This window comes from Gleimia sp. 6138-11-ORH1 (genome assembly GCF_024814355.1).
Taxonomy (GTDB): Bacteria; Actinomycetota; Actinomycetes; order Actinomycetales; family Actinomycetaceae; genus Gleimia.
Genome location: NZ_JANUXV010000007.1, coordinates 1 through 22049 on the forward strand (window position 1 = coordinate 1; position 22049 = coordinate 22049).

Annotated in this window: 19 protein-coding genes and 1 tRNA gene; 9 read left to right on the forward strand and 11 right to left on the reverse strand. The window is 48.4% G+C overall.

Features of this window, described 5'->3' with window-relative positions:
• Positions 1-665: 665 nt before the first annotated feature.
• Genes gatB through gatC form a run of 3 tightly spaced genes read right to left on the reverse strand, consistent with a single transcriptional unit; the run spans position 666 to position 3952 of the window.
• On the reverse strand, positions 666-2156 hold the full coding sequence (gene gatB, locus NXS08_RS07180; protein ID WP_259138944.1) for an Asp-tRNA(Asn)/Glu-tRNA(Gln) amidotransferase subunit GatB: 1491 nt from the start codon (positions 2154-2156) through the stop codon (positions 666-668).
• A gap of 10 nt (positions 2157-2166) precedes the next feature.
• Positions 2167-3654, reverse strand: a complete 1488-nt coding sequence (gatA, locus tag NXS08_RS07185; RefSeq protein ID WP_259138947.1) for an Asp-tRNA(Asn)/Glu-tRNA(Gln) amidotransferase subunit GatA — start codon at positions 3652-3654, stop codon at positions 2167-2169.
• A 1-nt stretch (position 3655) separates the two neighbouring features.
• Positions 3656-3952, reverse strand: coding sequence for an Asp-tRNA(Asn)/Glu-tRNA(Gln) amidotransferase subunit GatC (gene gatC, locus NXS08_RS07190; protein ID WP_259138950.1), 297 nt, complete (start codon positions 3950-3952; stop codon positions 3656-3658).
• A 101-nt stretch (positions 3953-4053) separates the two neighbouring features.
• Between gatC and NXS08_RS07195 the strand changes: the two genes are divergently transcribed.
• Entirely contained in the window at positions 4054-5319 is a 1266-nt protein-coding gene (locus NXS08_RS07195; protein WP_259138952.1) for a phosphatidylserine/phosphatidylglycerophosphate/cardiolipin synthase family protein, read from the forward strand.
• Positions 5320-5437: 118 nt separating this feature from the next.
• Here the strand turns inward: NXS08_RS07195 and NXS08_RS07200 are convergent, their stop codons facing one another.
• Complete coding sequence (locus NXS08_RS07200; RefSeq protein WP_259138955.1) at positions 5438-5686, reverse strand: WhiB family transcriptional regulator; 249 nt, start codon at positions 5684-5686, stop codon at positions 5438-5440.
• 163 nt (positions 5687-5849) lie between these two features.
• Positions 5850-9044: an FtsK/SpoIIIE domain-containing protein gene (locus NXS08_RS07205; protein WP_259138958.1), complete on the reverse strand. Its 3195-nt coding sequence runs from the start codon at positions 9042-9044 to the stop codon at positions 5850-5852.
• A gap of 215 nt (positions 9045-9259) precedes the next feature.
• Between NXS08_RS07205 and ligA the strand changes: the two genes are divergently transcribed.
• Complete coding sequence (gene ligA, locus NXS08_RS07210; protein ID WP_259138960.1) at positions 9260-11632, forward strand: NAD-dependent DNA ligase LigA; 2373 nt, start codon at positions 9260-9262, stop codon at positions 11630-11632.
• A gap of 59 nt (positions 11633-11691) precedes the next feature.
• On the opposite strand, the gene NXS08_RS07215 is transcribed toward ligA, so the two are convergent.
• A complete protein-coding gene (locus NXS08_RS07215) occupies positions 11692-13152 on the reverse strand; it encodes a sensor histidine kinase (RefSeq protein WP_259138962.1) in 1461 nt (486 codons plus the stop codon).
• Positions 13153-13244: 92 nt separating this feature from the next.
• On the opposite strand from NXS08_RS07215, the gene NXS08_RS07220 reads away from it, so the two are divergent.
• The 5 genes from NXS08_RS07220 to NXS08_RS07240 are packed head-to-tail and all read left to right on the forward strand — an operon-like array spanning position 13245 to position 16392.
• Positions 13245-13745, forward strand: coding sequence for a DUF2505 domain-containing protein (locus tag NXS08_RS07220; RefSeq protein WP_259138964.1), 501 nt, complete (start codon positions 13245-13247; stop codon positions 13743-13745).
• A gap of 14 nt (positions 13746-13759) precedes the next feature.
• Complete coding sequence (locus tag NXS08_RS07225; RefSeq protein WP_259138966.1) at positions 13760-14167, forward strand: OsmC family protein; 408 nt, start codon at positions 13760-13762, stop codon at positions 14165-14167.
• A gap of 20 nt (positions 14168-14187) precedes the next feature.
• A complete protein-coding gene (locus tag NXS08_RS07230) occupies positions 14188-15030 on the forward strand; it encodes a hypothetical protein (protein ID WP_259138969.1) in 843 nt (280 codons plus the stop codon).
• 32 nt (positions 15031-15062) lie between these two features.
• Entirely contained in the window at positions 15063-15866 is an 804-nt protein-coding gene (locus NXS08_RS07235) for a thymidylate synthase (protein ID WP_259138971.1), read from the forward strand.
• Between the two features lie 10 nt (positions 15867-15876).
• Positions 15877-16392, forward strand: a complete 516-nt coding sequence (locus tag NXS08_RS07240; protein ID WP_396232263.1) for a dihydrofolate reductase — start codon at positions 15877-15879, stop codon at positions 16390-16392.
• Positions 16393-16533: 141 nt separating this feature from the next.
• Here NXS08_RS07240 and NXS08_RS07245 read toward each other — a convergent pair whose 3' ends face one another.
• From NXS08_RS07245 to NXS08_RS07260, 4 genes are read right to left on the reverse strand one after another with little or no spacing between them, the layout of a single operon-like run.
• Complete coding sequence (locus tag NXS08_RS07245; protein WP_259138973.1) at positions 16534-17481, reverse strand: ABC transporter substrate-binding protein; 948 nt, start codon at positions 17479-17481, stop codon at positions 16534-16536.
• Between the two features lie 29 nt (positions 17482-17510).
• On the reverse strand, positions 17511-18170 hold the full coding sequence (locus tag NXS08_RS07250; protein ID WP_259138975.1) for an ABC transporter permease: 660 nt from the start codon (positions 18168-18170) through the stop codon (positions 17511-17513).
• Entirely contained in the window at positions 18167-18844 is a 678-nt protein-coding gene (locus NXS08_RS07255) for an ABC transporter permease (protein ID WP_259138978.1), read from the reverse strand. The genes NXS08_RS07250 and NXS08_RS07255 overlap by 4 nt, the downstream gene beginning before the upstream one ends.
• Positions 18841-19671: an ABC transporter ATP-binding protein gene (locus NXS08_RS07260; protein WP_259138981.1), complete on the reverse strand. Its 831-nt coding sequence runs from the start codon at positions 19669-19671 to the stop codon at positions 18841-18843. The genes NXS08_RS07255 and NXS08_RS07260 overlap by 4 nt, the downstream gene beginning before the upstream one ends.
• A 158-nt stretch (positions 19672-19829) precedes the next feature.
• On the opposite strand from NXS08_RS07260, the gene NXS08_RS07265 reads away from it, so the two are divergent.
• Positions 19830-21083 (forward strand): MFS transporter, encoded by a 1254-nt coding sequence (locus tag NXS08_RS07265; protein ID WP_259138983.1) that lies wholly within the window; start codon positions 19830-19832, stop codon positions 21081-21083.
• Here NXS08_RS07265 and NXS08_RS07270 read toward each other — a convergent pair.
• Positions 21080-21595, reverse strand: coding sequence for a hypothetical protein (locus NXS08_RS07270; RefSeq protein WP_259138985.1), 516 nt, complete (start codon positions 21593-21595; stop codon positions 21080-21082). The two genes, NXS08_RS07265 and NXS08_RS07270, sit on opposite strands and share 4 nt — an antisense overlap.
• A gap of 129 nt (positions 21596-21724) precedes the next feature.
• Here NXS08_RS07270 and NXS08_RS07275 point away from each other — a divergent pair.
• Positions 21725-21801 (forward strand) — tRNA-Met (locus tag NXS08_RS07275).
• Positions 21802-22049: the final 248 nt, after the last annotated feature.

Below are 22049 nucleotides of genomic sequence, written 5' to 3' on the forward strand. Positions count from 1 at the left end.
CACGCCAAACAAAACAAACCGCTCAACGCAACGAATACTAACTATACCCACACCCACCCCCACAAAACAAATCCACACAACGTGAACACCACCACACCCCACACAAACCCCCAAACCACAACCAAAACCACCCCCAACACCAAAACAACCCACACCCCCACAGCGAGTTACGCTCCCACACCAAAAACCACCCCGGCGAGTTACGCTCCAACACAACCCACACCAAAACCACTTCGGCGTGTTACGCTCCAACACAACCCCCACATCACAACCACTTCGGCGTGTTACGCTCCGACCCCAAACACCAGCTCGGCAAGTTACGCTCCGGCACCAAACACCAGCTCGGCGAGTTACGCTCCAACACAACCCCCACATCACAACCACTTCGGCGTGTTACGCTCCGGAGGGGGGATTGGAAAAGACTCAACAAGCAGCAAAAGGGCGAAACCTGATGGTTTCGCCCTCCTTAGTCCTGACTGAAAGTTAAGCCCCGTTACAGTCCTGACCGAAAGTTAAGCTCCGTCTAGTCCAGACCTAAGTTACGGTTGGTTTTCTAAACGCCTTTTCCTGAGAACAGTTTCACCTACTTACCCCTAAGCCCCCGGGGGTGGGGGTTAGATACCTAAACCCCACCCCCGGAAAATAAAGTAACTCAAGGAAAACCTTTAGATGCGTTCCATGATTAGTTCTCGGACTCGGTTTGCGTCGGCTTGGCCGCGGGTAGCTTTCATGATTGGCCCCATTAACGCACCAATCGCCGCCATCTTTCCGCCCTTGATCTTTTCAACCACATCGGGGTTATCAGCCATTGCCTGTTCAATCGCCGCAATCAACGGGCCATCGTCGGAAACAACTTCCAAACCACGCCCGGCAATCACTTCTTGTAAAGTACCTTCACCGGCTACCACGCCCTCGAGAGCTTGACGCGCTAACTTATCATTCAACTTGCCAGCTTCTACCAGACTCTGCAGCTCAGCCACCAACGCGGGGGTTACTGCCAGCTGCTCCAAGGAAACTTCAGCTTCCTTCGCCAAACGAGACAGCTCACCCATCCACCACTTACGTGCGGCAGCAGGCGTCGTTCCAGCCGTGACAGTTTCAAAAATCAATTCCAGCGCATCAGCAGCAATCACATCGCGCATTTCCAAATCCGTGAAACCCCACTCAGAACGCAGCCGACGGCGACGAGCTGTGGGAAGCTCTGGCATAGTCGCGCGCAATTCCTCTACCCAAACTGGATCAGGTTGTACCGGCACCAAGTCTGGTTCTGGGAAATAACGGTAATCTTCTGCATCAGACTTTTCTCGACCGGCAGAAGTTGAACCATCTTCAGAGTGGAAGTGACGGGTTTCTTGAGTGATCTTTCCCCCAGCCGATAAAATAGCCGCCTGGCGAGAAATCTCGTAACGCACAGCCTTATCGATAGCGCGGAAAGAATTCACGTTCTTCGTTTCCGTACGAGTTCCAAAAGGAGCATCCGCCGAAGAACGCAAAGAGACGTTAACGTCAGCGCGGACATTCCCTCTTTCCATCCGAGCTTCAGAAACACCCAGCGCACGGAAAATATCACGCAGCGTCTGGACATATTTTGCAGCTACTTCCGGGGCGCGCTCACCGGCTCCTTCGATTGGGCGAGTAACGATTTCCACCAGCGGCACGCCAGCACGGTTATAGTCACACAGCGAATACTCTGCGCCGTGGATACGCCCGGTGGCCCCACCCACGTGAGTGTTCTTTCCTGCGTCTTCTTCCATGTGGGCGCGTTCAATTTGCACTCGGAAGATCTCGCCGTCATCTAACTCCACGTCTACCCAACCATCAAAAGCGATTGGCTCATCATACTGAGAAGTTTGGAACGCCTTAGTTAAGTCCGGATAAAAGTAGTTTTTCCGCGCAAAACGACAGTATTTGGCAATACTACAGTTCAGCGCCAACCCGATTTTAATCGCATACTCCACGGCAGTGCGGTTCACTACCGGTAAAGAACCTGGCAGCCCTAGAGAAGTCGGAGTGATGAAAGTATTTGGTTCACCACCAAATTCGTTAGGAGCAGCGTCAAACATTTTTGTGGCAGTACCCAGTTCAACGTGTACTTCCAGCCCTAGAACTGGGTCGAACTTAGAGACTGCTTCTTCATATTTCATTAACTTAGTCATCTTTTCGTCCTCATTCCCAATCTTTAGCAGGGCAGCTTGCGGCTACATCCGCTGTTTCTTCTACGAATCGCGCCACCCGGTACATTAGGTCGTCACGGCGAGCCGGAGCAATTACCTGGAAGCCAACTGGCAAACCGTCCTCGGCAATCCCAGAAGGCACCGAAATTGCCGGGGTTCCTGCCATGTTCGCCGGAATCGTAGCTACGTCGTTTAGGTACATTGCCAACGGATCGTCAGTCTTTTCCCCGAATTTGAATGCCGTTGTTGGTGCTGTTGGAGAAACCAGTACGTCTGCTTTGGCGAAAGCGGCTGCGAAGTCACCCTGAATTAGGGTACGGACCTTCAGTGCTGCCCCGTAGAAAGCATCATAGTTACCAGATGAAAGAACGTGGGTGCCAAGAATGATGCGGCGTTTAACTTCCGCTCCGAATCCGGCGCCGCGAGTTGCTGCCATCACTCGTTGTGCGGTGATGGGGCCTTCAGTTGGTTCTACTCGGATTCCGTAACGCATTCCGTCGAAGCGAGCCAAGTTGGAAGAAACTTCTGCGGGCATGATTAAGTAGTAGGCGGCCAGTGCGTAGTCGAAAGATGGGCAATCAACTTCGACTATTTCCGCGCCGCGGGCAACTAGCTTTTCTACGGCAGTTTGGAATGAATCCAATACTCCCGACTGGTATCCGTCACCGGAAAGCTGCTTGACAACCCCGATTTTCACGCCGGTTAAGTCGCCTTCTGATTTAACTGCAGCTAAAAGGTTAGTTGCCCCATCAGTTAAAGAGGTTGAGTCCAGGGGGTCATGTCCGCCGATGAGTTCTTGCAGTGCTGCCGCATCTGCAACCGTGCGGGTAACTGGCCCGATTTGGTCTAACGAGGACGCCATCGCAATCGCCCCGTAGCGCGAAACCGCGCCGTAGGTTGGTTTAGCACCCACAGTGCCGGTAACTGCACCGGGTTGGCGGATTGAACCGCCGGTATCAGTACCAAGAGCGAGAGGAACCATAAAAGCCGCTACTGCGGCAGCCGAGCCACCTCCGGAACCTCCGGGAATACATTCTAGATTCCATGGGTTACGAGTGTAACCAAAAGCAGAGTGCTCGGTGGAAGAACCCATCGCGAATTCATCCAGGTTAGTTTTCCCCAGGATCGGAAGTTTAGCGGCTTTAATTTGCTTAACTACGAATGCGTCGTAAGGGGGAATCCAACCAGCTAGAATCTTTGAAGCACAGGTGGTTGGCATTCCGCGAGTAACCAGGTTATCTTTTAATGCAATCGGCACGCCGGCTAGAGGGTGTAGTTCTGCCCCGGCTGCGCGAAGTTCATCAACTTCTTTTGCGGTAGCTAAAGCACCGTCTGCATCCACGTGCAGGAAAGCGTTTACTTGCTCATCGTATTTTTCGATACGTTCTAAACAGGCCTTAGTTAGTTCAACTGAAGTTAGTTCCCCGTTTTGCATCATCTGCGCCAGTTCCAGCGCTGACTTAGTTAAATATGTTTGCATTTCAGTCTTCTCCTAGAATCTGGGGAACCATGAATTGCCCGGATTCGGCTACGGGTGCGGAAGCTAGAACTTCTTCCCGATCAAGCAGTTCTCCGACAACGTCTTCACGCATCACATTTACCAATGGGATGGGGTGTGAGGTGGAAGGCGTCTGCGCGTCAACGATGGAGGCAACTTTTGCTACCGAGTCGGCGATAACTCCCAGTTCGGAAGCCATTTTTGAAATTTCTTCTTCAGTTAAGGCAATATGGGCCAGCTGCGCTAGGTAGCGGACCTCTTCATTAGTAAAAGTAGACATACCCTCTAGTATAAGAGGAATCTTGCGGTTCTGTTAGCCACTGTTTGCCGGTTGGTATTTTGTGAATAAAACCTGTGGGGAATTATCTTAGAATCGATACTATGCTGAAGAAACTTAAACTCAACTCCCTCTCTCAAACCGCTTGGAAAGGGATTAAAACCGCGGCAGTTGTTACCGCAGCTGCGCAGTTCAGTGCCATTGCTACTTTGATTACGATTGGTGAGATTCGTAAACGACGCACTCCGCCAATAGATGGTTTCCCAGCTTTACCGGCAACTCGTTCATTCGTGAAAAACAATGCGGTAACTACTTATTCTGAGGGTACGCAACTTTATGCGGATATGTTGGAAGCAATCGACAACGCTAAAGAGTTCATCTTTTTTGAAACTTACATTTGGAAGTCCGACCCGGTGGGACATGCTTTTAAAGAAGCTTTATATCGGGCTGCTGAACGGGGTGTTAAGGTCTATTGCATTTTTGATGGGTTTGCGAACCTGGTGGTTTCTCCGCGGTTTAAAAAGTTCAAAACGCACCCTAATCTGCAGGTAATTAAGATTCCAAATGTGCGTTTAGGGACACTTACTCTGAACTTACGCCATACGGGACGCGATCATCGAAAAATAATGGTGGTTGATGGTCATACTGGTTTTGTAGGCGGATATAACATTGGGTTGTTGTATGCCGAGCAGTGGCGCGACACTCACGTGCGGATCGAGGGCGAATCTGTTTGGGAGTTAGAAAATGGATTCGTTGATATGTGGAACTATTTTCGAAAGAACATTCATTCCGCGCTTCCTCGTAAAGGGGCTCGTCATTGGGACGGGCAGATTCATGCCGCACACAATCGCCCGTCGGCGCGTCTCTACCCTGTAAGGGGAATGTATTTGGATGCGTTTGAGCGCGCTAATTCTAATATTTATTTAACTTCTGCATATTTCATTCCAGATCGGGAAATCCTGGGAGCTTTAATCGCTGCTTCAAATCGTGGGGTGGATGTAAAGATCCTCATTCCGCATAACTCTAACCATGTGGTGGTCGATTGGATTTCGGCTGCTTTCTTTGAAGTTCTATTAGAAGCTGGAGTGGAAATCTGGCTTTACAAAGATGCGATGATTCATGCGAAAACGGCTACGGTAGATGGACGTTGGACTACGGTAGGTACTGCTAACCTGGATCGTTTATCTCTAACTGGTAACTATGAGGTTAATATGCAGTTCCATTCAAAGGAACTAGCTAAGCGGATGGAGCAAATTTTCCTCAATGATTTAACTTCTGCGTCGCAGCTCACCTATGAGAGTTGGCGTAAGCGCCCCCTGGTGTATTGGGCGGTGGAGCGTCTTTTGAAACCGTTGGGGCCGCTTTTTTAGAAGCAGATATTAGCGGTAGAACCTAGTCTTTTAGATGGGTAAAGGATGGGTGCGGGAATATCACTCCCGCACCCATCCTTATTTATTCCGTCTATACTCTAGGACTGTTTGCTTTCTTTCAGCCTGCACGCCGTACGCGTGCGTTGCGACGCTTGTATGCGCGACGCTCGTCCTCACTCTTACCGCCCCAAACACCAGAATCCTGGTTGTTGTCGATAGCCCACTGTAAGCAGGTATCGATTACGGTACAAGAAGCACAAACAGCTTTAGCCTCTGCAGCTTGAGCAACTGCTGGACCAGTATTCCCGATTGGGAAAAATAGCTCGGGGTCCACATTCAGACACGCTGCGTGACTGCGCCAATCCATTTCTTTTGTGCTCCTAAAATCGTTTCTCTTTATATAGAATCTCTTGTGACACACTGAGATTACCAAGTGTCAGATTACAAGTTTGTATCATTTCGCGGATTTACACAATAGATTACGCCACGTTTTTTAAGAGTTTTTCTGTGCAACTACTCACCCATGTTTTTTATATCGGAATCTGATACCAACTGCTATTATTGACGGCCCAGATTTCATTAGTCTCGCAAAGTAAATTCCTTGTAAAGTATGGTAATTTTCGCCCTTTCCAACCTAGCTGTGACAATCGATAATAAACTTGTACATTTGGATGAGTTGTCTCAACATTTTGCCACCCACAGGGGGTGGATTCTGCTTCCCTATCCATGATTTCAATATTTATTTTGTTAATCCCTTTAGATGCGAAATAGTTTTCCAAACGACTAATTAGGGTTTCAATTTCTTTACTTGCCTTCACCTCAGTATGGATTTGTAGGCTAGTTTTATCTGCTTGAAGTAAAGAAAACGGCATTTCCAAAGTAAAGTCCTCTAATCGGACTGGAGCTTCTTTTTCAGATGTTAATCTTTGTCCCTGCACACCAACTGCAAGGCTGGCAGATTCAGGATCTACTTTCGGCCAGCGCAAAACAATGAATTCATTATCTTCTAAAAGGTTTAGAGCACTGACAGCTTTTGCTCCTAATCCCAGGTGTTTTCCCTGTTGTGCACTACAGTTTATAAGCACTTGTCTCACCAGTCGACAAAGATTGTAGTCATTTGGACTTATTCCAACTAAGACTCGGTTTTCCTGACGGCAGAGTTTTTCCCAGATTTCTCTTCCAATACCTAGGCCATATTGTTGTTCTAACTGTGAGATAAAACGATGGGCATCAAAAATAACTACTGTTTGTTTTTTCTGTTCAGCATTATGTAACCTAATCGCCCACTCATTTGGCGGATACTGGAGTAAGTCTATCCAGTGGGGGGAAGTTAGCGTTTTAAAGATCTGTGTGCGCTGTGTTTCCTCAGCAACTACCGCCACTACCGCGGATTCCCATTTCAGTGGCAGGTAACTTCGCGTCTCAATCTGATCGGCAATCAGAAAAGCATTCTTATATTCTTCGCTAAGTTGGTTATTCCCATTAGATTGCCCCTCTACCCGGAGCGGACTCTCCCCATTAAATTGCCCTTCTACCCGGAGCAGACTCCCTCCATTAGATTCCTCTTCCCTCTTTAGTTGGTCGATCAACTCTGCTATGGCAGGTTTCCATAGGGTTGGGTGGGTTGTTTTTCCATTGGCTACCTGCGGTTCAGCTACTGCCCAGCGCACCTGCGTGTGTCCTCGTTCATCTGCCCCGCTGGTCACGATTGATACTCCCGTTTGGGTTAGTTCATGTGCCAGTGGTGTTCCTAATAGATCTATCGAGTCAGCTACTGTGGCAGTGCGGAAAGATACTTTTAGATTCAGATTCGCACGCATTTGTCCGGTGACGATACCCGCAACTGACTGGGTGGCAAGTAGCAGATGGATCCCCAACGAACGTCCGCGAGCGCAAAGGTCTAAGAGAGTTTCTATATCTTGCGGGTGGGTTTGGCTGACAACTTTATATTCATCTACTACGCAGATAATTTGCGGTGGGCAAGTCTGTGGGTTTTGCTGTTGCCATTGGGCAACGTCACTGTATCCGTGCTTTGCCAGAGTGTGTTCGCGGTGTTTTACTTCTGCAGCTAAAGCACTTAGTACTCGCTTAGCCTGTTTGGGTTCTAGGTCGGTGACCAGGCCTTCCGCGTGTGGTAAGGCGGTGAATTCTCTTAGGGCGGCGCCGCCTTTGTAGTCGAAAAGGACTAGGCGTAGTTGGTTTGGCGGGTAGGTGTAGCACAGTTGGTGTAGCCAGGTGCGCAGGGCGACGGATTTTCCTGAGCCGCTGGTGCCCACGATGATTCCGTGGGGTCCAGCTTCGACCAGGTCAAGGTAGTAGATATTTTCTTGTGAGTCTATTCCGATGGGTACTTTTAGGGTTGCTTTTGTAGAAGTCGGTTTTGTTTTGGGTTCTTGATTGGCTGTTTTTCGGGTTTTCAACTGGTCGCTTGTTTGTTGGGCGACTAGTTTTCTTAAGTCGGTGAGGGTGAGTATTTTGCTGGTTTTTGTTTTGGTGGTGACAGATTCGATTTGTTGGGTCAGGCCGGCGCCTGCAAAATGTGGTGGCTCGTCTAGGTTCAGCCGCATTTCAATAGTTTCGTTTTCCGCTTGGGTTGTGAAAATCCATTTTGCTGCTGATTCGGTGGTTTTCACGGTTACTGCATTGTTTTCGTAGTAGAGTTTCGGGGTTTTTCCTTTTGTTTTTAGGTTCAAGATGGTTAGGAGTCCCAGGGTTAGGCACCAGGTGGCTGCGTTTTTCCCTTCAACTAGGATGGTTCCGGGTGGGCAGAAGATTCGTTTGTGGTTGCTGGGGTTAGTTTGTTTTAGGCGTTGGATTTTGCCGTTTCCCCGGCGGTTTTGCACGGTCGGTTGCGCGGGGATTATCAGTTCGTTGTCACTATTTTTCTTTTCGGTTCTGACGGGCAGGTGAGAGATATAGGCGGGTTCCCAGTATGCTTGGCAGTTTTTTCTCTGTTTTGCGCGGATTACCTGGTAGCTAAGGGCAAGCAGGAGGGTACTTAGCGTGCCATATACTGCTTCGGCGGGCAGGTATCTAAGTCCGAGGGCGGTGAGGGAAACTAATGGAAGCATAATAAAGAGGCTGCGGCGTATTTTAGCTAAGTTAAGTCCCCCGCCTGTTTCCCTATGGTTTAAAGCGGTCATATTTGCGCGTATTGGTGTGCGCGCCGTTTCTTTCCACCCTGATTCGCCTACTTTTTCCAGGGGATTATTTGGGTTTTGCCCTAATATGCTGTGGGCGCCAACGGCGCGTAGTTGCCATATATTTCCTCCTATTTTTAGAAGGTCGCCAATTTGGATGGTTTGGCTAAGGGGACTGCTGGGTAGGCGCCGCCAGTAGATCCAGGTTTTTGCAAATCCGGGAAATGGGTGGAAGAGTTTTCCCCAGTAGGTGCCGTTGAGTGATCCCAGGTCGGTTACGGTGATTCGGTTTTCTTCTTGCTCAATTAAAAGGTGGTTTCGTGAGGTTTTAGGATCGGTTAGGGAAATGTCTTCTGCGTGTCCTTTTGGCTCCGTTGTTTGCTGGTCGGTCTCGGTAATTGTGTGGCTGGGTGTTTGACTATCTGGAGGGTTAGAGGATTTGCTCTGCGGGGATTGGGTTATTTTTCTTTGAGTTTCCCTGCTGCGCCCTAGGAAAATAAATTTGTTGGAAATTGGTAGAAGCAGACCGGTATCTGGGCCGGTTAAGCAGTATAAGTGTAGGGCGGAGGATTGGATTTTCTGCATATTCTGATTCCAGCAAAGTAAGTGGGTTTCTTTCTCTTTCCCAACCAGATCATGTGGATAACCAACCTCCAAATTGGAGTGGGGACAAATGATTAAGATGGGGTTTTCGCATGAAAAAACCAACTGCTACTAAATTAAAAGCAGACAATGCCACAAAAGCATTCAACACTTAAAAAGACACGCCTAAAACTTCCTTCCCGTGAGAAACTAAAACCATGCGTGAAAATACAGAGCATTCGGAAAACGAAGCGGCCCTCCCCCCGCAGGTTAAACAGCAGTGGGAAACTTTAGTAGCAGAAATTAACCGCTTACGCGCAGAATACTATGAGCAGGACGCTCCAACGCAATCTGATGCCACCTACGACGCTTTATTTGAAGACCTTAAAAATCTAGAAGCACTCTTCCCGCAGCTAGTTACCGCCGATTCCCCCACCCAAACTGTGGGAGGGACAGCGATTAACACTTTCGCCCCGGTTGCACACCAAATTCCCATGCTTTCTTTAGATGACCTATTCACTGTTCCCGCAGTCCACCAGTGGTTAGAGCGATGCAGAACTGACTTAGGTGAAACAGCCCCTGAAATCCTAGCCGAAGTTAAAGTAGACGGCCTGGCTATTTCACTGCTTTACGAAGACGGGGTTTTAGTGCGGGCAGCAACTCGTGGAGATGGGCGCGTAGGGGAAGACGTAACTGCGAATGTTTTGACGATTAAAAATGTTCCTAAACGTTTACAAGGCGACTACCCGCAGCAGGTAGAAGTGCGCGGAGAAGTTTACTTCCCCACCGCTGATTTTGAAAAGTTCAACTCTCAAAGAGCAGCTTCTGGGGAGAAACTCTTTGTTAACGCACGCAATGCGGCTGCGGGTTCACTGCGACAAAAAGACGCTACAGAAACGGCGAAACGTCCCCTGGCGATGGTTTGCCATGGGATTGGATTATTTTCCGGGGCGGTTCCGCCTGATTCACAACATGCTTGCTATGATTTACTGGCTTCCTGGGGGTTGCCGGTTTCAGATTACACGCGCCTGTTGAAAAAGCACAGTGAGATTGATGAGGTAATCGAATATTTCGCGCACCACCGCCAGCAGCTTTCCCACGAGATTGACGGTTTAGTTTTTAAGGTGGACTCCCGCCAGTTCCAGGCTGCTTTGGGGACTACTTCGCGCGCTCCGCGGTGGGCAGCTGCCTACAAGTTTCCCCCGGTGGAAGTTCACACTAAACTGTTAGATATTCGCACTCAGGTGGGACGCACTGGACGAGTCACACCCTACGCTGTTTTAGAAAAAGTATTAGTATCCGGTTCGCACGTTTCTTCAGCCACTTTACATAATCAAGATGAAGTGAAGCGTAAGGGAGTTTTAATCGGAGACACCGTGGTACTGCGGAAAGCCGGTGACGTGATTCCCGAAATTCTGCGTCCAGTTTTAACCCTGCGTGACGGCAGTGAAAAAGAGTTCCAAATGCCGTCTTCCTGCCCTTCATGTGGCACCGGTTTGGCCCCAGCAAAAGAAGGGGATGTGGATTTGCGGTGCCCAAATCAAGCAACTTGCCCGGCGCAGCTTACAGAGCGGATTTCTTTCCTGGGGGGCCGTTCTGCTTTTGATATTGAGGGTTTGGGTGACGAATCAGCATTAGCCCTGACTCAGCCAGATTATAAGCGGGATGAAGTTGCTTCCAGCTTAGCCGCGGGGGAACCAGTAGTTTTAGTTTCCGAGGGCGGCGCGTCCCAACTACTTATGTTGGATGAAAATACGCTAACCGAAACCCATCATGGGGAGCTTTATCAGCTGGCCCAAGCGAAACTCCCCCCCGTGCAAACACCTGTACTGCGTAATGAAGCAGATATTTTTTCACTCACCGCTGCGGGGCTGAAAGACGTGTACGTGTGGAAGTTTGGAAAGCTCCCGAAAAAATTTGCTGCTTTAGCTAAAGATGGAGAAGGCTGGCGACAAGTTAATGCGTTTTGGTCTGCCGGGCGCAAACGTAAGGACGGGAGTTGGGCAGAAGGCGGGCAGCCTCGCCCTACGAAAGACCTGCTGACTATGTTAGAAGAGATTGAAAAAGCTAAGATTCAGCCACTGTGGAGGATTCTAAATGCGCTTTCAATCCGCCACGTTGGTCCCACCGCAGCCCAGGCTTTAGCTTCCCATTTCCGCTCTATGGATGCTTTACAGGCTGCTTCTGTGGAAGAACTTGCAGCTATTGAGGGCGTGGGGACAACTATCGCTGAGTCAATCGTCGATTGGTTCAAAGTTGATTGGCACTTGCAGGTAGTTGCTGCCTGGCGCAATGCCGGAGTACGGATGGAAGACGAAGCTACTGAGGAACTTCCCCAAACTCTGGCTGGTTTAACTATTGTAGTTTCTGGAACTATGCCCGGATATGACCGTGAGAGCGCAAAAGCGGCAATTATTGCACGAGGGGCTAAAGCGGCGTCCTCGGTATCTAAGAAAACTACTCTAGTAGTTGCCGGTCCCGGCGCCGGTTCTAAAGCAACTAAAGCTGAGTCCCTGGGCGTGCCAGTAGTCGCTGAGGAAAGTTTTGACGCTTTGCTAGCAGGCGGCTTAGAAGCAGTCTTACCCGCTTAAACTGGCTGTTTTCTCAGCGAATAGAAGGATTAGAAAATTACCTGCCGGTGAGACGGAGTTTAACATTCTAACTGCATTTCAAGTAGAACTTCAGTTCCTGCCTGGTCTTCTCGCTGCTTCCATTCGATGCTCCCATCCAGTTCACCGGCAACTACCGTGTCTACGATTTGGGTTCCTAAACCGGAACGCGCCCGCCCAGGTTCAATCCCTAACCCGTCATCACTTACAGTCACTTTTAAACACTTTCCGTTGCGAGTAGCGTTAATCCGCACTACCCCACCGTAATCGCGGTACCCATGTTCAACAGCGTTAGTGACCAGTTCGGTAAGTACCGTAGCCAAAGCTTGGGCGTTATCTGACTTAACTACTCCAAAGTCACCTTCAATTTCAATCGAAACTTGATGTTTTGTCCGAGCTAAATCAACCCCCAGAGGAAGAACCTGACGGGCAACTTCGTTGAAATCTACGCGTTCATCAATAGTTTGCGAAAGTGCCGCGTGTACGGTGGCGATAGTGGTGACTCGCCGTTCTGCTTCAGCCAACGCTGCTTTAACTTCTTCAGATTGGCTTCGCCGCCCTTGTAAACGAATCAAAGCGGAAACTGTTTGCAGATTATTCTTCACCCGATGATGTATTTCTCGGATCGTGGCGTCTTTAGTCATTAACTCCAGTTCGCGCCGGCGCATTTCGGAAACATCTCTGGTTAAGAGGACTGCCCCTAAACGTTTATCTCCGTTAATAAGTGGCACTGCGCGCAGAGTAATCGTAGTTTGGTGTCTTTCGATTTCCGCTACCCAAGAGGCTTTCCCCATGGCAACTACCGCTAAAGTTTCATCAATACTACGAGAAGCTTGCACAATTTGCGTGACGTCTTCAATAAGGAGGCGCCCCACAGGATTTTCTCTGATACCTAACCGGCGTAAACATGAAGTTGCGTTAGGGGTGATTTCCCTAACGTAACCTTCCGCGTCAATTAGGATTGCGCCGTCAATCACGCGTGGTTGCCCATGCTGCACTGCCGCTGGGGTTGCGTCATAGGGGTATTCGCCGCGGGTAATCATATCAGCGAGGATACGGGCAGCTCCCATAGTCCAATTAGCTGCGTTTCCAACTGAGCGGGTTGCTGATAAGTTTGTTTCTGCGGTGATTACTGCCAGAGTTTTTCCGTTCATGATCACTGGGATCAGCAGCTCTTTAAGTGAGTAGGTACCGGCAAATTTGGCAGCTTCATTTGAGAGTACTTTTTTACTGTTGCGCGCTTTTTCAAGCATGGCTACTCGCGAGGGCGCTGCATACATGCCCACAACGTCCTCGAAATGTACGGTTGAGGAAGTGGCGGGGCGAGCGTGGGCAACGGCAATGTAGCGATTGTCTTCTGTGCGCATCCACATGACTAAGTCAGCGCCTGCAAGGTCAGATATAACCTGCCAGTCTGAAAGAATCAGCTGTAACCAATGGAGATCCTCTGCGGGGAGTGAATCATCTGTCAGAGTGTGGGCGTAATCTGTCAAACCTTGCATACTTCTACTTTACGGTTTCTTGCGTATTTTTTGTGCTTTGCCCGTAAAGTATAAGTAAGTTCATTTTGAAAGCCGCAGGGCGAAAGGAAGTAATGAAAACTTCATTTGAAATCATCTACCCAGCTTCGATTGAAAAAGTGATTACAGTTTTAGGTGACCCAGATTTTTTAACGGCACGTATCGAACAGCAGTTTCCTGAAGAATCAACAGAAATCAATTACTCTGGCACAGTACTTCCCACCGAACAAGGTTTTGTAGCTGTCACTGACTTAACCGCCAGTGGAACAGCCCTCAAGTTACCGCCGGTAGCTCAGAAGTTTATCCCGGCTGCGGGACTCCAATTACAGGTGCGAGATGAGTGGGATACCTCTAACTACACGGGAATTATTGAAGTTGATACCGGAGGATTACCGGTATCTGTTAAGGGCTTTTCCCGCTTAATTCCACTTGAATCTGAAACTAAACGAATTGTTGAATTAGAGGTGAAAGTCTCTATTCCATTGTTTGGGAAGAAAATCGAACAGCAAGTTGTTGATAATTTAGAGTCGGTAGCGTCTTTTGAGACGCAGGCTTTCACTAAGTTCATTAACTAATTTTGGAGAATAACATGGCAAAACAGCTTTGGTTAGAACGTGTTGGTAACGGATCTTTTGTAGGACACTCTTCTTTGGGACCTACTGTGAAAATCGGTCACGCCGATGATGAATTTACTCCTGGTGACCTGCTGAAACTCGCTTTGGCTGGTTGTAATGCCACTTCTTCTGACGCTCGGTTTGCAGCTGTTTTAGGAGAGGATTACCAGTCCACTATTGGCGTGTCCGGAGACTACGATAAAGAAACTGATCGTTTCACTCACATGGATATCGAAATAGTTACCGATTTATCGGGGCTGTCCACTGCTGAGTTAGAAACTTTAGAACGTCGTGTGCGGGCTGCGATTGAACGTCGTTGCACTATCTCTCATACCCTGCAAAACGGGATGACTGATAACCTGGTAATTACTTCAGAAAGCTAACCCTAAGTTAAGGATTCTTAATGGCTTTAGAAACTCTTAAAACTGTGCCCAGTAAAGTTACTGCAGCGGTAAAGAATGTCTCAGAAGTAGCTGGCGAATTTAAAAGAATCACTGATTTTGCCTCAGCGATTGATGTGATGACGGAAGTTCCACAAGATTATATTGCCAATCGGGTTAATGCGTTGCGTTTAGAACACCCAGAGGCTACCCCAGAGATACTGATTGAAATTCTGGGGCAGCGTTTTCGTCGCTCGTCAGCATTCTCAGCAGGAGCAACCGGAGCAGTAGCCACCCTTCCGGGACTTAACACGATAGCCGGTTTAGGAGTTTCTTCAGCCCAGTTTATTGCCTACTTAGGGCAAGCTGGCCTTTACGTCTTAAGTGTGGCACACGTGTACGGTATCCCCACTGAGGAAAGAGAACATCGCCGTCTGCTGGTTATGTCTTCGATTCTTGGAGCAGAAGCAACTGAGTTAGTAAATAGTAAACTTGGTTTTTCTTCTTTACTTAGTATGCGGTCTTCATTCCAACAGATGAACTCTAATGCGGTTACTAAAGTAAATGCGATATTACTTAAACGCTTCGGGAAGCGGCAGTTACAAAAAGGGACCACCTCTATTCTTGGTAAGGTCCTGCCGTTTGGGATTGGCGTGGGAGTCGGCTGGTATCTGGGACATACTTTAGCCCATCAGGCGATTACGGGAACCCGTGATTTTCTGGGGCCGGCTCCAGCCACGTTTAGTTTTCCAGTTATTCCCCGAGCAAGCATAAATTCAGCTTCTGAAGTTAATTTACCGGTTGTAGAAGCACTCTCAACCGCACCGGAAACTTCCCGCCTTCCTGCCAATCAGCTTTCCAAATAAACCCGGTATTCCCCAGCTTTCCAGGAGAGAAAATGACTGAGATCAATACAGCATATGAAGATTTACTGCGCGAAGTCTTAATCACAGGAGCTAAAAAATCTGATCGTACTGGCACGGGAACAGTCTCTGTTTTCGGACGCCAACTGCGTTTTGATCTTAGTCAAGGTTTTCCTCTAATCACCACTAAACGAGTGCATCTAAAATCTGTGGTGGGTGAACTACTGTGGTTCTTACAAGGCTCAGCAAACGTCAAGTGGCTTCAGGAGAACGGGATTCGGATTTGGAATGAATGGGCTGACGAAAACGGCGACCTCGGCCCAGTTTACGGTGTGCAGTGGCGTGCCTGGCCCACACCCGATGGGAAACATATCGACCAGCTTTCCCAAATCTTAGAGTTGGTGCGTAATGACCCTGATTCGCGTCGCATGCTTGTGTCTGCTTGGAACGTAGCAGAGCTGGATAAAATGGCACTTATGCCCTGCCACTCTTTCTTCCAGCTATACGTTGTAGATGGAAAACTATCACTGCAGATTTATCAGCGCAGTGCCGACCTCTTTTTAGGCGTTCCTTTTAATATCGCTTCTTACGCTCTGCTAACTCACATGATTGCGCAGCAGTGCGATTTAGAAGTTGGGGATTTAATTTGGACTGGCGGGGACTGCCATATTTATACGAATCATTTTGAGCAAGTTAAAGAGCAGCTTTCCAGAGAAGCCTATCCTTTCCCCACGCTTAAGCTAGAAAAAGCCGAGTCTCTTTTTAGCTATCAGATTGAAGATATTAGCGTAGAAAATTATCAGCATCATCCAACTATTAAAGCTCCGGTTGCTGTGTAGGTGGGCTTCCGTGGCGGTTATTAAAATGATTTGGGCTCAGGATAAGTCTGGGCGTTTAGGTACGGGTGCTGAAATGCTTTGGCACGTTCCTGCTGATTTTAAGCATTTCCGAGAATCTACTCTGGGCTATCCGGTGATTATGGGGAGAAAATCCTGGGAAGCGCTGGGCGAATACGCGCCTTTGAAGCAGCGTCGCAATATTGTGATTACGCGGAATAAAGATTTTCTTGCCGAGGGCGGTGAAGTTGCCTATTCTTTAGATGAAGCGATCGCCTTAGCTGAGACTACTTCTGACCTGGTGTGGATTGCCGGTGGGGCAACTATTTATCAAGAGGCCCTGGAAGTAGCTGATGAGCTGGTAGTTTCTTACCTTGATTTAGATGTTGAAACTAATGCTTCAGTTGTGTATGCCCCTAAAATTGACGCAAACGACTGGGTTTTAGTGCCGGAAGAGTCGGACTGCCAGTGGCGGGAAAAGTCCGGCGATGCCCGTTGGAAAGTAGCTGTTTATCGCCGTCGCCGGTAGGCTAGGTTCACCCAGCAGGTTAGGGAAACCGTTAAGCCTAGCTTCAACACACTTCTTAGGAAACTAAAATAGTTCACTAAAAGTTAAATCCCCAGATCGTTTAAGAACTAATCTCGACGATCTGGGGATTTAACTTAAATATTAAAGGTTGTTCGCAATCCAATCCGCTGCGATTTGTTCAGCTGATTTTTGTTCCACTACCGAAGCATAGTTGATTCCTAAGATACCGGTCTGGTCGAGTTTACCCAGTACCTCATTAATCGCGGCAGTAGCTTCAGGTGAAACTTGATTTGAAGCAATAGCTAGAATATTCTGCGCTACAATCAAATTCTTTGGATCAGCTAACGGCACCAAACCCTCACGTCGAATAGCGGGATCTGCAGAATAAACATTAGCCATATCAACTGTGCCGTCTTTAAGAGCTTTCACAGTTAGCGGGCCTCCCCCATCTTCAATCGGGGTGAGTTCAACTTCCAAACCGTACTTTTCTTTCAAACCGATCGGCCCATAGGGGCGTTCTGCTAACTCTGAGTTAGCAGCCACTTTAATGGGGCGCCCTAAACGAGTTAAATCAGCTAAGGAACCAATAGCATTGTTGATTGCAAAACTATCGGTTACACAGTAAGAGTCCTGATCTACCGCAGAAGAGAAATCCAGTGCGGTAATCCCTGCTGGTAACGCAGTTTTTAATTCTTCACGGATTTCTTCGGTAGTAACTGCCGTAGAATCTTTACGATAGTACTGCAATAAGTTACCGCCGTATTCGGGCATTAAGTCGATCTTACCGGCTTCAAATTCTTTTAAGAAAACAGGGCGCGCCCCAATGTTGTACTGGCGGGAAACGAAAATGCCTTTAGCTTCTAATACTTGCGCAAAAATCTCCGCGATAATACCAGCAGAGTAGTATTTTGAAGAACCGATTACCAGTGGACGATCTTTATCACCAGGTTTAACATCCGCCGTAATAGGTTTCCCACCGCCATCAGCTAAGGGATCAACATTAGAACAGGCAGCTAGTCCGGTTGCTAAAACCATGAACCCGGAAATACCTGCCAGGTTCAGAACCTGTCGACGATTTAGATCACGCATACTCATACCTCTTTTAAATCTACTTATTCTTACTTATGAATCTTACGCTGGTTCCAACGCTGGAGGATAGCAAAACCGCCCTCGAAAAGAATCGCGATAGCGATCACTAAAAGGGAAGCCACCAGCATTAACGCATAATTTTGGGTTCCCAACCCCAGGAATAAGTATCTTCCCAGGCCGCCGCCACCTAAGTAAGCAACTAAAGTAACTGTGGAAACTAGCTGGAGCATAGCTGACCGCAAGCCCCCCAAAATCAGTGGAGAAGCCAACGGAATCTCCACCTTGAAAAGTACTTGCCAACCGGTCATCCCCTGCGCATGAGCAGCGGAAACAATCATCCTATCAACGCTTTCAACTCCGGCGTAAGTACCCGCCAAAATAGTGGGGATCACCAAAATAATCAAAGCCAATAAAGGCGCTAAAGAACCGGCGCCCAACAGTAGCCCAAAGAGGGAAAGCAATCCCAAGGTAGGGATGGCTCGGAGGCTCCCAGTGGATAAAATCACCAAAGAACGCAGCCGGCCTGTATGCCCAATAAACAAGCCCAGCGGAATCGCGATTAAAGATGCCATGAAAAGACAGAGTAACGCATAGTAAGAATGTTCGATTACGCGATTAATCACCCCGTCGGGCCCAGTCCAGTTCGCCGAATCAGCCAGCCATTGGAAGGCTTCTACAAAGAAATTCATGCGACCACCACCGGTTTACTTAGCTGGCCAGATTTATGAGTCTTAGCCTGTGGGAATGGCATAAGCAAACGGCCAATCCCAACTAAAAGCAGATCTATTAGCACAGCTAAAATCACCGTCATCACAATACCTGTGATAACTGAAGCCATAATCGAACGCTGCAAGCCGTCAGTGAATAGTAAACCCAGGGAAGAAATCCCCAGCAAAGCGCCGATAGTTGCTAAAGCGATAGTAGAAACAGCCACAACTCGTAAACCAGCTAAAATCGCTGGGCCGGCCAGTGGAAGATGAACTTTCCAAAAAATCGTGTGCTTCCCCATGCCCAGTGCTTGAGCTGCGCTGAGAATCTGCCGATCTACTTGGTCAAAAGCATCCGCGGCAGCGCGAATCAAAAGAGAACAGCCATAGAGGGTTAAGCCGATTTGCACGTTTAAATTGGAACGTAGCGGAATCCCTAATAAGACCGGCAGAAGAATTAAAAGCGGGAGCGCGGGAATAGAGTAAATCAACCCTGAGCCGGTGAGGAGAAGTTCCCGTAGACGCGGAGTTTTCGTCGCCACATACCCAGCTGGCACAGAGACAAGCAAGGTAGCGATAATGGCGGGAATTACCAGCAGTAAATGCATCCATAATAGGTTGATTACGTGTTGGTAGTTATTTGCTAACCAACTCATTGGCTGCCCCCGCTGAGTTTCCCAAGAGGGCGACCATCGGGGGAAAATACGCGATTATCTGCCCCTAAGGTAAGTTCCCGATCCGGAGTTATGCCTAAAAAGTCTGCTACGAACTGATCCGCTGGGTTGGTGAGTAAGTCGCGGGCGGTTCCGCTTTGCCGGATTTGTGCTCCGTTAGAAAGTACCAGAATCTGATCTGCTAAACGCACCGCTTCATCGACATCGTGGGTTACGAACAGCACCGTAGTTTTAAATTCTTTTTGCAAGTCGCGTACTAAATCCTGCAGTTGGACGCGCACCAGTGGGTCTACCGCGGCAAAAGGTTCGTCCATCAGCATAAGACTCGGGTTGGGGGCCATGGCGCGGGCAACTCCAACGCGTTGGGCTTGCCCGCCAGATAGGTGCGCCGGATAGCGGTTAGCTAAATCTGGGTTGAGTCCCACCAGTTCCAGCATTTCTAGCCCGCGAGCGCGGATCTGCGCGGAGGAGAGTTTTTTGTCTTCTTTTCCGTTACGTAAACGCAGCACGGTGGTTACGTTGTCTAATACTGTTATATGTGGAAATAGGCTGGCGGATTGGAGTACGTAGCCGATTGAGCGACGCAGTTGTACTTTGTCTAAGTTGGCTACGTCCTCACCGTCCCAGAGGATTTTTCCGCTGCTGGGAGTTTCCATGCGGTTCACGCAGCGCAGCAAAGTTGTTTTCCCACATCCGGAGGATCCCAAAAAGACGTGTATTTCTCTGCTGGGTATGGTGTGGCTGAAATCGGAAACTGCTTTGGTTTCCGATCCGGGAAATTGTTTAGATACGTTAATAAATTCGATCATTATTCGTTTTTCTTACTTGGGTGCGTAACCACTTTCATTTTATTCCCGAGGGCGGAAAAAATCAGAACTTAGAGTTTTTTACCGTATATTTTGAGAGATTGGTTATTTTGAAATCTGCTCACTGTGGTTTTATTGACCCTGTGTCGTATTCTTAAATGATGACTGACCCAAGTGCTTCTGTTTTAACTCCTGCGCAGGCTAATCGTGTGATTAATACGCTGATAGTCATGGTATTTTTCACCTATATTGGACAGTTTCTTTTAAATGCTGTGTTGGCTCCGCTGTCTCGTTCTTTAGGGATGCAGGATTGGCATATGGGAGCTACGGTTTCTTTAGCTGCTTTGATGGTGATGACTTTATCGCAGCGTTGGGGTAGGTTATCGGTTTCTTGGGGGCGTAAACCGGTTTTAGTTTCCGCCTTGGTTTTAGCTACCATTGCTGGCTCTTTATTTGCTTTAACTACCTACGCGCGTATATCGGGTTTAATCACTGCCGGAGTTGCTGCTTTAGGGATTATTTTTGCTCGAGGTTTCTTTTTTGGAGCTGCTGTGGCAGCGGTTGCACCCACCGGTCAGGCGCTGATTGCTGAATTTACTCCTACTGAACGCGCGCGGGTAAAGGGTTTAGCTTCTTTTGGAGCCGCCTTTAACATTGCTACTATTACTGGTTCTCTGCTGTCGAGTTTCCTGGCTGCTTGGTGGCTTTTAGCTCCGGTTTATGCAACTCCTTTATTTGTGAGTGCGGCTTTAGTGATTGCAGTGATTTTCTTACCTACTTCAAAAGGGGTAAGTAAGCCTGCTAAACCACCTAAAGTACGTTTTACTGATAGGCGGGTACTTCCTTTTATCTTGGCTGGGGCTGGAATGTTTTTTGCCAATGGGGTTGTTCAGATTACGATTGGCTTTATTTTGCAAGACCGCTACGGTTTTTCACCACAGTTTGCTGTTTACTACACGGGTTGGGCTATGGTTTTACAAGCTTCCGGCGCAATGTTTGCTCAGCTAGTTATAGTTAAGCAGTTAAGCTGGCGGCCACAACGCCTGCTGCGTACCGGCTTATTCCTGGTATTTCTTTCAGTAGCTTCCCTAATGTTTTCTCTTCCCCTGTGGCTACTGTTGTGCTTTTCCTTTATGCAAGGTTTGGGAGCTGGGATTGGTGGTCCCGGCTATCATGCGGGAGCATCTTTACAGTTTGACGTAACCGGGCAAGGTTCCGTAGCGGGACTTTTACATGCTGTGGGTGGTTTTACCTGGATTTTCGCTCCCTTTTTAGGTACTTACCTGTATGGTTACTCCTCTGTTTTAGCGATCGGTTTAGGGGCGTTAATAGTGGGGCTTTCTTTGCTGTGGACCTGGGTTCACCCCATTTTTAGACCCGCTAAACTATCCCCTAAGTCTTTAAAAAGACTCTAAGAGACTTGTTTTTTCGCGCTCACAATACGCAACCACAGGGCAATGCTTAACGCCACCAAAGAGAATACGGCAATAAAAGGTTGTAACGGCGCCCAAGTATTTAAGGCTCCGGCAGTGCCCATTAGAAGCAGAATAATCTTATTACAGACCGGGCAAGCAACGGCAAAGAGTGCCAGTGTCACTCCCCCAATTAAACGCGAGTTTTGTTTTTCTAATGCGGGTGGGGCCTGAACTGCGAACCAGGCGAAAGTTAAAGCAACAGTTGCGATGATTACGGGATATTCCCACCAGCGGATGGGAACTTCACGAGCAAAAATCGGGTTGGGAATAATATCGGTGGGGAGCCCTAAGAACAGGAGGGTGAAAAGTGCCCAACCGGCTGCGACCATGAGTCGTTGCCGGCGAGTTTTTTGGTTTAAAGCTTCGGCTTTGACGTAGCCGGTGGCGAAGCCTTTAGGCTGAGGTTGGCTTAGAATCTCCATAGTTTTATCGCGCTGCGGTACGTCACTCAAGGGATATTCTCTTTTCGTTGATTTATTCAAGATTTCAGACTATCCCCCTCATCTTACCAAACGTGATTAAACACACCCACCGCTGATTTGCACGGTTAGCTCAAACTCACGTAAGGTAGATATTACCGACGCGGGGTGGAGCAGTTCGGTAGCTCGCCGGGCTCATAACCCGGAGGTCGCAGGTTCAAATCCTGTCCCCGCTACCAGAAAAGCCCGGTATCTCAACGAAAAATCACTGAGATACCGGGTTTTGTTTTATCTTTGTAGGGGCGATCCTCTAAGTCATTCCCTCCCTTTCAGGGTTATGGGACAAGCGGCGTTGCTGTGATAGGGACTTTTGCTTGCGATTGCATCCCGTGATGATTACGTACGGGGCTGGCTTCTTGCTAGAAGTGAGAACTCTAGAGCGGGGAAAGCATTCTTATCTTCCAATTGAACGGGCGGGTGAGTAACC